Genomic DNA, 12,301 nt, shown 5'->3' on the forward strand with positions numbered 1-12,301 from the left:
TGGTTTAATTTATGACTACAAGATTAGGAAGTGGAATTATATATTTGGGCTCAAAACATGTGAACTGCTCTATGTCCTTTTGAATGGCATTTTTCTCCTCGATTTTCCGTTTAACTTTACTTTATGAATCGGTTGTTATTATTTTTAGTTCTTCTGCTCTCTTTTAGCTCCTGTAACCAAACAAAATATGCCCTGGTAGAAGACCCGGTTTATCAGTCCGGAGATGATCAGGAATGGGCTTCTCCAGATTATAATGACCAAAATTGGCCAAAAGAACGATCAAGTATTCCAGATCAGATGTATTGGGTCAGGGCTGTGGTTAAAATTCAGGATAATACAGTTTCTGATGGTCATCTGGGACTACAAGTGAATGCTTTTGGTGCTTTCGAGGTGTTTTGGGATGGACAGAAAATTGGTAAAAATGGATCAATAAAGCAAGCCGGACAGCCCGAAATTCCAGGAACTTCAAGTACCTGTTTTATGGTTCCTGACTCGCTGGCCGGTAAAGGAAATCATCTGGTCGCAATCAGAGCCTCACAAGCTTATCTGAGCTCAGACTTTCGTCCGGTTTTCCTGTCAATTGGGCCTTATGATCACCTGATTAAAGATCCGCTTATTGTGGCCTCTTTCCTCAATATGACTGCTGGAGTATTTTTAATTGCTGCGGTATATTACTTCTTTATTTTTATCAATAGCCGAAAAAGGGAATATGCAGTGCTTATATTTTCCGTGACGTGTTTCCTCTTTTTTCTACTCCAGCTTGTAGAATATATTAAGGTATATATCAATATTCCATACCATCAGTTTTATTGGCGCCTCGAGATCATTGGCATTTTAACATTTGTTATTGCTTTGTTGATTCCCTGGTATTACAGCATTCAGTTTCATTTCAAAAGAAAGTTATGGTTGATGGCTGCATTGTTCCTTTTGCTCCTAAGTATTTATAGTGTTAATTATGGTCATTATGACCTTACAGCCAAGTATTTATGTATAACCATGTGGATTGCTTCGGTAGGTATTGTAGGCACCGCTATCTTTTACCGCGAAAAAGGTTCGAAAATAGTGATGGCCGGTCTCCTGATTTCGGCTTTAATCGTCTATCTCCTGTATTATGATTTTAGTTTATTTATCAGCTTTAATATCATCATTTTGTGTATGCTTTATTTGCATACGATCACCAGCAGAGATGCAGAGCATGAGTACAGGTCTGCCTTACTACTTTCTGCAAGATTAAGAACAGAATTGCTCAAGAAAAACATTCAGCCACATTTTATTAAAAATACACTGACTTCTTTAATTGATTGGGTTGAAGAGTCGCCAAAGCAGGGAGTGGTGTTTATTCAGGCACTTTCCAAAGAATTCGATTTGTTGAATGAGATGGCAGATGAGACTTTAGTCCCTATTGAAAAGGAAATAGAACTCTGTAAAGTCCACCTGAAAGTGATGCAATTTCGTAAAGAGATCAGGTATCAATGGTCGGATTCCGGAATTGATCCAAAAGAAAAAGTTCCGGCTGCAATCCTGCATACGATTCTTGAAAATGGGATTACCCATAGTAAACCACTGCCGGATGGTAGTATTCATTTTCAGCTTAATTTTACAATGGGGAAGGATTATAAACAGTATACCTTATTCACAATCGCTGAAAACAGGGAAGCTAAAGATAAAAAGAAATCTGGAACGGGTTTTCAATACATCAAGGCAAGATTAATGGAAAGTTACGGCGATGCATGGTCATTTGGTTCTGAAGCATTGGAGAAAGGTTGGAAGACCACCATTACTATATACCTATAACAATGAAGATATTAATTATAGAAGATGAAACCAGGATTGCCGCAAGGATTGAGCGGATGACCAGATCTTTGCTCGCAGATAAACTGGAAAGACTAAATCGTGTAGATAATGTTGCTGATGGTCTGTCTTTTTTAGCAAATCAGGCGGTAGATGTTTTGTTGCTGGATCTGAATTTGAATGGTGAAGATGGATTTTCTGTATTAGCATCGGTTGTATCCAGGTCTTTTCATACCATAGTCCTTTCAGCTCACTCAGAACAGGCGATCACTGCATTTGAGTATGGTGTGCTGGATTTTGTGCCAAAACCTTTTGATGAGAATCGACTGGCACAGGCATTTTTAAGAATCTCAAGTCAGGAGCATCATGCAGGTGGGAATCTTAAATTTCTGGCACTGAAAAAAGGAGGGGCGATCTGTATGATAGACACCAAAGATTTGCGCTACATCAAGGGCGCTGGGATTTATACGGAGCTACATTTAAAAGATGGAAAGCAGGAATTACATGATAAGTCGTTAGAAAAACTGGAATACCTGCTTCCTCCGGGTTTCGAGAGGGTGCATAAATCTTATATTGTTGCTGTTGATCAAATTGAAAAGATAATGATCAATTCGGGTAGTAAGTATGAGCTGTTGTTGAAAAATGCAGAGGTAATTCCAATTGGAAGAACCCGGTATGTTCAACTGAAAGCAAAATTGTTTAATGAATCATAGGCATGTTAAAAATAGGCAATCCTGTATTTAAACCCAATTTTTAAACTTGGAATGCCTCTGCTTACATCCGGGCCATCTTTATAGTTTTCCTTGATCAGAAATACTCCAGGGGCAGTCGAAAAAGAGATTTCTTTACTCAATGCATATTCGATTTCCGCTGCAAAGCTCTGTGAAAAATAACTGGTGGTGTATCCATTATAGGTGTGGAGGAGTCGGGTGTTGTAATGGAATTCTAGCATAAACTTATCCTTCATGTTGAGTTCTGCATTAGCGCTTAAACCTGCACCACCACCAAAATCATATGATCTTCCATTGAAAATTGCCCTTTCTCTGAAAGCACCAATTAATACAGGACCCATCCCCACGGAGGTTTTGATGCGGGTTTGGGTATTTAATCCAAATTCCGAAAAGAGGTTCAAATAAATACTTTGTCCGCCATAAGAGAAGTTCTGGTTATTCATGTAATCATAATTTGAATTGATCGACATCAGGTGTCTGTTCCGACTGTTGCTGCTCAAAAGCCAGCCGTTTACCGGAGCCACAATATTCACGGAATTGACAAAGGCAGTGTCGTCTTGTCCAACCTCTACGTTCATGACGAAGCTAGCAAAAGGAGTCTTGTAATTTTCAAATGGGTTTCCGTAAATGAGCTTTAATCGGCCATATACACCAAAGTTTGCCTGATCATCTTTCAAATTGACCTTCCGGATTCCAGCTTCTGCTTCCAGGAGGAGTAGGGTGGAGTCTAATTTTTCAAATCGGCCCGGTACCTTTCCCCACTCACCATCTGTAATTCTCCTGAATCCATTTGTAGGATTGATCACCATCCCAATAGTTTCATTGACATACCTTCTGAATCCCCTTCTTTTGGTCTGGAGTATTTTTCTGGTCAGCCGGTGTACGGTTTCTCCAATGGTAATTCCGCCAAAAGTGGTATTGATGATGTCATTTTTGGAAAATGCTTGATTTTCACCTGCGGTTTCCCATAGGTAACTGCCTACTAATGCTGCTGGTGCAGATTCCCAAAAGCCATAACCATTGGATCGGAAGGAATTAAAAAACACACTTCCATGGTAAGGGTGGTCGATTTGATTGGTAGGGAAAGCATCATTGTCCCATTCCCAGTTTTTGGGCTTTAGGTTGTGTTTGATGCTGTTTAAGGTGACGTTAGAAAAATCTCTTTTGGTAATAAATTTACTGAAAGACCAGGGAATCAGCTCTGCAAGTACCAGGGACGCAGCAGCACGGCCAAACCTTTTTTTTGCAACTGGATATTCTTCAATCGGACTGGCTAAACTGTCTCTTTCATAATGTGGCGCAATATCCTGCGCATAAATAGGAATTGTAACACTTAATAAAAAGAGCAGGAGTGTTGTTCTTAGGCCGGAAATTATACTCATATATGGTTTACCTTCAAGTAAAACACCTTTAGCCAGCTAAAGATGTATTAAATGGGTAACACCGAAACATGATTAATGTTTCTTATCCGACTTATTTTTTTTTATCACTGGCTAATAAAATACTTTTTGCCAGCAATACTTATTTGAGTTGTTGAAGAAGTTTTAACAGGTCCTTTTCAGATTGAAATCCTGTAACACGCTTGATTTCAATTCCATTTTGATAGATGGCCAGTACAGGAAGGCCTTCTATCCTAATCGCTTTGCTTAAAGATTTTGCCTCATCAACATTGACTCTTTCAATTGCTATTTTGCCCCGGTATTGATCTTTTAATTTAGATAATATCGGTTCCATTTCTTTACATGGCAAGCACCATTCTGCATAGAAATCTACCAGCACATTTTTATTTGCTTTCAACATTTGATCAAAATCTGCCTGAGAAAACTGGTCGGTCTTAGGTTTTTCTACATTATTTAATGGTAAGCCATTTTGCTCCCAGGCCATAATACCTCCTTTTAGCTCGTATACATTCGCAAAACCAAGTTCCTGCATTTGTTTCATTGCATTTGCACTTCTTCCGCCAGCTTTACAATACACATAAACAGGTTGTGTTTTGTCTAGTTTTGAAATTTGCTCTTTGAAAGTGGCATCATATATATTCAGGTTTTTTGCCTGATCCAGATGACCGCCCTTAAATTCTTCCGGAGTTCTTACATCAAGAATTAACGCTTCTTTATTGGTTTTTAGATGGTTTTGGAATTCCAAAGGAAGAATTGTCTTGCCGTTACTTTGTGCATGTACAGCAGCACTGAAACCAAATATTAAAAATGCGATAAGGAGGGTAAGGATTATGCGGTGATTTTTATGAGGATAACCTGTCATTTGATGTATCTAAAATGTGGATATTCAAAATTAGGAAATAAATTGGCTTCTTTAAGAGTGGGATTGTCAGGGCTTCATCATTATGGGTTTTTTAGTAATTTTACCAGATATGTTAATTAGACAAGCAGTTTTAGAAGATGTAGCGCCAGTTATGGAACTGGTTAAAGCGGTAGTGCCTTTAATGAATGCCACTGGAAACTGGCAATGGGATGATACTTATCCTAATCCAGCGGTTTTTGAAAAGGACATTAGTTTGAATCAGCTTTGGCTTGCGGAGTTGGATGGGGATATCGCCGGGATTGCGGCAATCACTACAGATCAGGATGCAGAATATGCACAAGTAGGCTGGGATCTTAATGAAACTGCGATTGTAACCCATCGTTTGGCAGTAAGTCCGGATCATCAGGGGAAGGGAATTGCTGTTGCTTTGCTCCAACAGGCGGAAAAAGTTGCCATGGAGCGGAAAATTCCAGTGTTACGGATAGATACCAATTCAAAGAATGAAGCCACTCAAGGCTTATTTCCTAAGTTAGGCTATCAATATGCTGGGGAGATCGATTTGGCTTTCCGACCTGGATTGAGATTTTATTGTTACGAGAAACGCATTGATTTTGTTTAAAATATAAAGGTCAGATATACAGAAGGCAATAGGCCTGGCAAAAGCGATCCATCAAACGAAATAATTACCTGTTTTTTTAAAACTATTGGGAATGGCTGCGTGTTTTACAGGTAGCCATTTTCTTTTCTATCCATGATGCGATACCTGCTTTTCCACCAAAAAATACCAATGGTATGATGAAGAAATCATTACTTAAACCATTTTAAAAATTCTGATAAGGCATTTGTAATAAGCTCTATGCTGATATTACCTTATTGGGAACTTTACCAGTTTAAAAGGTGGCGACCATATATAACTGGGCTAAATGGCATAAGGGAGGGTATGATATGGAAACATTTTTTGTTAAGTTTCAGGCAGGGAGCCTGGATTTAAGCGCTATCATCACTACGGCAGAACATTACCGCAGATTTAAGGTAGAAATGGTGACCAATGAACGTGATCCAATTGTGCTTGATCGGTCTGTAAAGGGCGATTGGACGATTGTTGACCGCGGACAAAGGAGTCTTTCTGATCTCGATTTCCAGGAGTTGGAAAGGGCTATTGATGAAGAATTGTATAAATTCTACAGTGCCAGACATATTCTGGTGCCTACAGATTTTTCTGAATCTGGAGATAATGCGGCCAGGTATGCTGCTGGTTTGAGTCAGCAACTGAAAAGTACCAAAATCATCCTGTATCACTCTTATGAGTCTATTCTAATGCCCTCTACCACGGGCTCTGCTCCGGTTGGCCCAGGATTTTCAGAGTCCGAAGCAGGAAGTTTAAAAAAACTTAAGGCACTTAAGCTGGAGCTGGAGCAGGAGGTCTTGGCGGAAACTAAAATTGAAACCCGGCATGACGATAGGACATTGGTGCCGGCGGTTAATATTTTGGTGCAACAATTACGAGCGGGAATGGTAGTCGTTGGGATGAAGGGAAGAAATGCATTGCAGCGTGCAATCATTGGAAGTAATGCCATGGATCTGGCAAAAAGCAGTCTGGCCCCCTTATTAGTAGTCCCCTCAGGTGCAAAATTCCAGAAAATAGAACGGGTAGTTTTTGCCTGCGACCTGAAAGAGGTGTTGGCCTATACTCCGGTTCATGCCATCAGGACATTTGTGAATGCATTGAATGCCAAACTGCTGATCTTAAATATTGATCCCAGAAGGGGGGATTTTGAAATTGATGAGCTCAGACAATTGTCGGCATTACATGAGCTATGGGACGAGCAGAAACCAGGGTATCATTATATTGATCATGAAGAGGTAGTTGATGGGATTATTAAATTTGCCGATCGCGAAGCAGCTCAATTGGTGATTACCATTCCGAGAATATATGGTTTTATTGAAGGTCTGTTTCATCAAAGTGTGTCTAATAGGCTTGCTTATCATACTCATCTGCCATTAATGCTATTTAGAACTGGATTGTGATTCAAATAAATTCAATTTTTTAGTTGATATGTTGTGAAAGTTAGAATTTTTGGCAGTTTTACTGAATAAACTTTGTATTTATTTAAGTATTTAGTTTTATTTTTCGAAAAATAGATTATTTTTGTTTTCGGAGCTAAATGAACCAAATTACAGCAAATTTTATTGCCAGATAATTCAAATACTTCAGTTTTCCTGAGAAAGTAGATGGACTCCAAGACCTAAGGTTTGCGTTTTTAATGCATTGACCTTTTTTTTTGCCAATTTTTAACCTAATACACATAAATGAGCCAAACAATCAATGAATTCATGAGTAAGGTAACATCCCGAAATACTCATGAAGCAGAATTTTTACAAGCAGTATACGAAGTTGCTGAATCCATCATCCCTTTTACAGAAGAGAACCAGAAATACAAAGTAAATAAGGTTTTGGAACGGATTGTCGAGCCTGAACGTGTGATCATCTTTAGAGTACCCTGGTTAAATGACAAAGGAGAAGTAGAAGTAAATCGTGGATTCAGAGTGCAGATGAACAGTGCAATTGGGCCTTATAAAGGTGGTTTGCGTTTCCATCCTTCAGTAAGCCTTAGTGTTCTTAAGTTTCTTGCTTTTGAGCAGGTGTTCAAAAATAGCTTGACCGGCCTTCCTATGGGCGGAGGAAAAGGTGGATCAGATTTCGACCCAAAAGGAAAATCTGATGCGGAAGTGATGAAGTTCTGCCAGAGTTTTATGACAGAACTCTACCGCCATGTAGGAGCAGACATTGATGTTCCAGCTGGTGATATTGGTGTTGGCGCCAGAGAAATCGGTTATTTATTTGGACAATACAAGCGTATCAAAGGAGAATTTACCGGAGTGTTAACGGGTAAAGGCTTTGAATGGGGTGGAAGTTTAATCCGCCAGGAAGCAACTGGTTATGGCGTAGTCTATTTCGTAGAAGAGATGCTGAAAGTAAAAGGAGATTCTTTAAAAGGAAAGACTGTAGTGGTTTCAGGATCTGGAAATGTGGCGCAATTTACCGTTGAAAAATGTATTCAGGTAGGGGCAAAGGTATTGACCGTGTCTGATTCGGAAGGTTTCGTGTATGATCCTGCGGGAATTGATGCGGAGAAACTGAAATTCATTATGGAATTGAAAAATGTTCGAAGAGGAAGAATCAAAGAATATGCGGATGCTTACGGTTGTCAGTTTTTTCCGAATGAGAAGCCCTGGGGCATCAAGTGTGACATTGCCTTTCCAAATGCCACTCAAAATGAACTCGACGAAAGCGATGCCGAATTATTGGTGAGTAATGGTTGTATTTGTGTAGCGGAAGGGGCCAATATGCCAACTACGCCAAAAGCGATTCATGTTTTCGAACGCGCTAAGATTTTATATGCACCAGGTAAAGCTGCCAATGCAGGTGGGGTGGCCGTTTCCGGTTTAGAAATGTCTCAGAACTCTCAGCGCTACTCCTGGGATCGTGAAGAAATTGATGGTAAACTTAAAGTGATCATTTCACAAATTCATTGTACATGCATGAAGTATGGTCAGGAAAAAGATGGCTATATCAATTATGGAAAAGGAGCAAATATTGCCGGATTTGTGAAAGTCGCAGATGCGATGATTGCACAAGGAGTAGTTTAGAACAGCATATTAATAATTCGACTATAAGTTTAAATTAGCCGAATAGTGACTTGTATTTCAAGTGGCTATTCGGCTTTTTTTATGGGGTTTTATATCTTATTTTGGCTTTTTGTACCAGATATACAGTATCGATCCCATAATTTGTGAACAATTGGTGTTTGTTTGTAAGCTTGTGTCAGATATTGAACTTTTAATAGCCCCTGAACTATGAAAAATAAACTTTTGCAACATGAAATCCTCTTGGTTGTCTTGCTGGCGGCCATGCAAATCCTGAAGACAATTATTTCCACGGATTTGACCATGGCCGCCAATGTAAGTCATGGCTTGTTCCCCCGGCTTGGTGTAATTCTGCTTTTTTTAAGCGTGTATTTTTGGGTCAATCTGGTAAGTATCCCCCGCTTCATGAGGACAAAAGAGAAGGGCTATCTGGAAGGTCTGTTGTTGTTCCTCCAGTTTTTGACTTTGAGTTTTCTGTTGGCTTTAGGGGTAAATCTGGCGACATACTTCGCAAACCCGGCAAATTATAATTATGCTGGCTATGGGCTATTTTCCTGGTTGGGTTATAACGACAGACCCTTAAAATCTATCTGGATGGGGTGGGACAGGGGCTTAATGCTTCTGGCAGTGTATGGTAGCTATGCTGCTTTCAGAACTTTTCTGATTTGCAAAATCGAAGATTCCGGGTCAAAAAAAAGATACTTTACTTTAATTTCAAATCAGATTTCAGGATTTTTAGTCATCTATTTACTCTTTCCTACATTGCTATGGAGTTTCAACCTGATTGAAAATGACGCATTCTATTCCGCTTACTTTATGGTGGCTACAGCTATGGTATTGGTTTATGTGGGTAGTACTTGTTGGTTGTTTCCCAGTTATCTAAAAAATGAAGAATGGAGCTTTCCTTTCCTGATGAGGACCATACTCTTTACTTTGATCTGCTCTTTTCCTGTGCTCGCACTTTTGAGTCATACTGATTCCTTCCTGATGTTATGGCTGGAAAACTGGGGTGTTCAACTGCTGTTTACTGTTCCGGTGAGCTGGTTGATTTATCGGCAAGGGAATGATCAGTTGCAGGAACTTAGAAATGCATTGTCGGAATTGACCCGTTCAAAAAGTGATTTGCAATTTCTACGGATGCAGATCAATCCTCATTTCTTGTTCAATGCCCTCAATACGCTTTATGGTACAGCATTGTTGGACGGCTCCAAAAGAACGGCTAATGGAATTCAACTTTTGGGAGACATGATGCGCTTCATGTTGGAAGACAACCATCAGGACTTTATTCCAATGAAAAATGAAATTACTTACCTGCAAAACTTCATTGAATTGCAGAAACTGAGATTACGGCCGGAAGATCAGCTTCAGGTGAAAGCGAATCTGGATTTCACCCATTGCGATCATTTGATTGTTCCTATGCTGTTGATCCCTTTTGTCGAAAATGCTTTTAAACACGGGTTCGGGGCAGAAGGAAAATTTTGGGTTAACATTGAGTTGTCCTGTACAGCAGATGAGATTTGTTTTAAGGTGCGAAATAGCCTTTCTAAGGTGGTTGGGTTTGATCTGGAAAGACAATCGCCGGAATTAGGTTTAAATAGCCTTAGAGAGCGCCTAAAGCTTTTTTATGATGGAAGGCACCAGCTGAATTATGGTGTGGTTGAAAATGAATTTATTGCGGAATTAACCATTCAGATCCTATGACGAGTACAAAAGCCCTATACGAGAAGGATGGTCGTTCCTCCTTTTTGAAGGTGATTGCTCTTGATGATGAGCCCATTGCGTTGGAAGTGATCAAAAGTCTTGCTGCTGAAGTGCCCTGTATTCGGCTTTCAGCCTGTTTCACACGGACGAAAGATGCGCTTGCCTACCTACAGCAGGAGCAGGTAGACCTGATCTTTCTGGACATTAAGATGCCGGGTATATCCGGGATCGATTTTCTGAAATCATTGTCTCATCCACCGATGGTGATTTTTACAACTGCCTATGCAGAACATGCGCTGCTGAGTTTTGAATTGGAAGCGATAGACTACCTGCTAAAGCCATTTTCCTTTCCAAGGTTTTTGAAAGCATGCAACAAAGCTTTTGAGCAATACCAGCTTCGTCAGAAGGCTTTGCTGACAGGTCAGAATTTTCAGGAGAAATCAGCTTCATCCATTTTCCTCAAGAGCGGTTATGAGCTGATTAAAATTGAGCTGGCAGATTTGCTGTATGCAGAAAGTACTGGCAATTATGTCCGGTTTGTTCTGACGAAGGAAGAGCTCCGCTCAAGGCTGACTATGGTGGAACTGGAGGTGCTGCTTTCTGCTCCGCTCTTCGTTCGGGTGCACCGTTCCTTTCTCGTCTCTTCTGCCAAAATTACCAGGTTGGATAAGCGCAATGTTTGGTTAGATGACAGACCGGTTCCTGTAGGTCCGATGTACCGGTTCGCACTGGAGAAATTGGTTTTTGATGCGTCAAAAAAGTAGTAATTCCTAATTTTTTGATCCCCTGGTATGTGCTTTTTTATATAAAGTTTAAGTTTTAATAAACTACCATAACTTATTGAATTTTAATGACAATTTCGTTGTAAGAAAATGAGATATTTATTGTGATATGGCAAGGGGACTCTCTGGGAATCTTTATGTGAATAGGCTTTGAAGCAGGCAAATTCCCTTTGTAGCTTTGCTAAAATATGTAGTCAGAGTGTTACCCTTTTTTAGATGGGGAATTGTTTTTTTTACCCACTGAAACACTTGTTCAACCTCAGGTGTTTTTAAAGAAAATAACTGCAATTTCGTAGTTGTTCCAAGGATAGGATTATGAAAAATGTAGTTCAGAATGAATGGAACAAGGTGGAGATCTGGTTGAGTACCCATGATGCCGGGGATATTGTGACTGAAAAAGACAGGGCTCTGGCCAGGGAAATCAATGAACTATTATTGCTGGGAGCAGTTTAAAACTTATCATTCTGCCATGATAATGGTTTATTTTATGTTTTACTCAATGTGGTGTTTTACAAACAACAAGCAGGCATTGCTTTCCAGATAAAGCACTTCATTGGCTACGCTGCCCATGAAAAGAGTAGTCAGTGAGGTGACTCCCTGAACACCCATGATCAACAAATCTGCCTGCTCCTGTTTTACATGATACATCAATGCAGATGCAATGTTTTTATCCTCGGCAGGAATCACCTTTAAAGGGCTGGCATTGGGATAAAGCTTCGCCCATTTTTCGGATTTTATTTTGAGATCTTCCTGCGTATTCTTCCGTATTTCTGCGTTGGAGAGGCCGGGAAAGAACTTCCAGGAGAGTTTGGAGATGTTGATGGGTTGAAAAGAAAGCGCTGGTAGCCGGCTGTGTTTTTTGATGTAGTTCCCCCATTTCATCACTTTGGGAGTGTATTTAGAAAAATCTATGGCTTCAATGATCTTTTTGGGTTCCGGATTATAGGTTTCAGGAACGAGGAGCGTTTCAAAAGGCAGCATCCGGATCAGTTTATGAGCCAGACCTCCATTGCCTTCCAGGTGTTGTTTGTTGCCCAGTAAGGCCAGATTGCTTTGTTTTCTCCTGGCGACCTGGGTAAAGGAGAGTTCTGTGTAGTCTTCGGCGCTGACCTCTATTTCATAGTCCAGCTGATCTCCCAATAAGGCGGGTATAGTTGCCCTCAATTTCTTTTTTATGGTGTTGGCAATGGTATTTAGCTGATCTGGATTTTTAAAGGCTTCAGGGAGCTCTGATTGCTTGATGTTGTGAAAGAAGACCAGCTTGTTTAGCGGGAGTAATGCGGACAGGAGTTTTACATATTGAATCAGTGCCTCATCTATTTCAGAGAGATCAAGACCTGCAATTACATTTATTTTAGGGGTGGATGCCATATTGTTATTCATGGT

At 40.1% G+C, this 12,301-nt stretch carries 11 protein-coding genes; 8 read left to right on the top strand and 3 right to left on the bottom strand.

Annotated elements, in window-relative coordinates; translation table 11 throughout:
• Nucleotides 1–123 precede the first annotated feature (123 nt).
• Together R2Q94_RS04815 and R2Q94_RS04820 are read left to right on the top strand one after the other, a co-directional pair.
• Nucleotides 124–1,794, top strand: a complete 1,671-nt coding sequence (locus R2Q94_RS04815) for a histidine kinase (protein ID WP_316820309.1) — start codon at nucleotides 124–126, stop codon at nucleotides 1,792–1,794.
• 2 nt (nucleotides 1,795–1,796) lie between these two features.
• Nucleotides 1,797–2,504 (top strand): LytTR family DNA-binding domain-containing protein, encoded by a 708-nt coding sequence (locus R2Q94_RS04820; protein ID WP_316820310.1) that lies wholly within the window; start codon nucleotides 1,797–1,799, stop codon nucleotides 2,502–2,504.
• Nucleotides 2,505–2,509: 5 nt separating this feature from the next.
• Here the strand turns inward: R2Q94_RS04820 and R2Q94_RS04825 are convergent, their stop codons facing one another.
• Complete coding sequence (locus tag R2Q94_RS04825) at nucleotides 2,510–3,904, bottom strand: DUF3943 domain-containing protein (RefSeq protein WP_316820311.1); 1,395 nt, start codon at nucleotides 3,902–3,904, stop codon at nucleotides 2,510–2,512.
• Nucleotides 3,905–4,043: 139 nt separating this feature from the next.
• Nucleotides 4,044–4,784, bottom strand: coding sequence for a thioredoxin domain-containing protein (locus tag R2Q94_RS04830; RefSeq protein WP_316820312.1), 741 nt, complete (start codon nucleotides 4,782–4,784; stop codon nucleotides 4,044–4,046).
• A gap of 109 nt (nucleotides 4,785–4,893) precedes the next feature.
• Here R2Q94_RS04830 and R2Q94_RS04835 point away from each other — a divergent pair, with 109 nt between their 5' ends.
• The 6 genes from R2Q94_RS04835 (at nucleotide 4,894) to R2Q94_RS04860 (ending at nucleotide 11,368) form a co-directional block, all read left to right on the top strand.
• On the top strand, nucleotides 4,894–5,403 hold the full coding sequence (locus tag R2Q94_RS04835) for a GNAT family N-acetyltransferase (protein ID WP_316820313.1): 510 nt from the start codon (nucleotides 4,894–4,896) through the stop codon (nucleotides 5,401–5,403).
• A gap of 326 nt (nucleotides 5,404–5,729) precedes the next feature.
• Nucleotides 5,730–6,812: a universal stress protein gene (locus R2Q94_RS04840; protein ID WP_316820314.1), complete on the top strand. Its 1,083-nt coding sequence runs from the start codon at nucleotides 5,730–5,732 to the stop codon at nucleotides 6,810–6,812.
• Between the two features lie 282 nt (nucleotides 6,813–7,094).
• The gene (gene gdhA / locus R2Q94_RS04845) at nucleotides 7,095–8,435 is read left to right on the top strand and encodes an NADP-specific glutamate dehydrogenase (protein WP_316820315.1); all 1,341 of its coding nucleotides are present in this window, start codon (nucleotides 7,095–7,097) and stop codon (nucleotides 8,433–8,435) included.
• 207 nt (nucleotides 8,436–8,642) lie between these two features.
• Complete coding sequence (locus R2Q94_RS04850) at nucleotides 8,643–10,133, top strand: sensor histidine kinase (RefSeq protein ID WP_316820316.1); 1,491 nt, start codon at nucleotides 8,643–8,645, stop codon at nucleotides 10,131–10,133.
• Nucleotides 10,130–10,897 carry a LytTR family DNA-binding domain-containing protein gene (locus R2Q94_RS04855; RefSeq protein ID WP_316820317.1) on the top strand — a complete coding sequence of 256 codons (768 nt, stop codon included), beginning with the start codon at nucleotides 10,130–10,132 and terminating at the stop codon, nucleotides 10,895–10,897. The genes R2Q94_RS04850 and R2Q94_RS04855 overlap by 4 nt, the downstream gene beginning before the upstream one ends.
• Nucleotides 10,898–11,230: 333 nt before the next feature.
• Nucleotides 11,231–11,368, top strand: a complete 138-nt coding sequence (locus R2Q94_RS04860) for a 4a-hydroxytetrahydrobiopterin dehydratase (RefSeq protein ID WP_316820318.1) — start codon at nucleotides 11,231–11,233, stop codon at nucleotides 11,366–11,368.
• Nucleotides 11,369–11,407: 39 nt separating this feature from the next.
• Here the strand turns inward: R2Q94_RS04860 and R2Q94_RS04865 are convergent, their stop codons facing one another.
• The gene (locus tag R2Q94_RS04865) at nucleotides 11,408–12,298 is read right to left on the bottom strand and encodes a universal stress protein (protein ID WP_316820319.1); all 891 of its coding nucleotides are present in this window, start codon (nucleotides 12,296–12,298) and stop codon (nucleotides 11,408–11,410) included.
• Nucleotides 12,299–12,301: the final 3 nt, after the last annotated feature.

Origin of the sequence: Pedobacter gandavensis (genome assembly GCF_032678465.1) — a bacterium.
Classification (GTDB): Bacteria; Bacteroidota; Bacteroidia; order Sphingobacteriales; family Sphingobacteriaceae; genus Pedobacter; species Pedobacter gandavensis_B.

Excerpts from the sequence above, each read along its gene's own strand:
- R2Q94_RS04820 (WP_316820310.1), top strand. The coding sequence starts at position 1,797 with ATGAAGATATTAATTATAGAAGATGAAACCAGGATTGCCGCAAGGATT.
- gdhA (WP_316820315.1), top strand. The coding sequence starts at position 7,095 with ATGAGCCAAACAATCAATGAATTCATGAGTAAGGTAACATCCCGAAAT.
- R2Q94_RS04850 (WP_316820316.1), top strand. The coding sequence starts at position 8,643 with ATGAAAAATAAACTTTTGCAACATGAAATCCTCTTGGTTGTCTTGCTG.
- R2Q94_RS04830 (WP_316820312.1), bottom strand. The coding sequence starts at position 4,784 with ATGACAGGTTATCCTCATAAAAATCACCGCATAATCCTTACCCTCCTT.
- R2Q94_RS04840 (WP_316820314.1), top strand. The coding sequence starts at position 5,730 with ATGGAAACATTTTTTGTTAAGTTTCAGGCAGGGAGCCTGGATTTAAGC.
- R2Q94_RS04860 (WP_316820318.1), top strand. The coding sequence starts at position 11,231 with ATGAAAAATGTAGTTCAGAATGAATGGAACAAGGTGGAGATCTGGTTG.
- R2Q94_RS04815 (WP_316820309.1), top strand. The coding sequence starts at position 124 with ATGAATCGGTTGTTATTATTTTTAGTTCTTCTGCTCTCTTTTAGCTCC.
- R2Q94_RS04825 (WP_316820311.1), bottom strand. The coding sequence starts at position 3,904 with ATGAGTATAATTTCCGGCCTAAGAACAACACTCCTGCTCTTTTTATTA.
- R2Q94_RS04835 (WP_316820313.1), top strand. The coding sequence starts at position 4,894 with ATGTTAATTAGACAAGCAGTTTTAGAAGATGTAGCGCCAGTTATGGAA.
- R2Q94_RS04865 (WP_316820319.1), bottom strand. The coding sequence starts at position 12,298 with ATGAATAACAATATGGCATCCACCCCTAAAATAAATGTAATTGCAGGT.
- R2Q94_RS04855 (WP_316820317.1), top strand. The coding sequence starts at position 10,130 with ATGACGAGTACAAAAGCCCTATACGAGAAGGATGGTCGTTCCTCCTTT.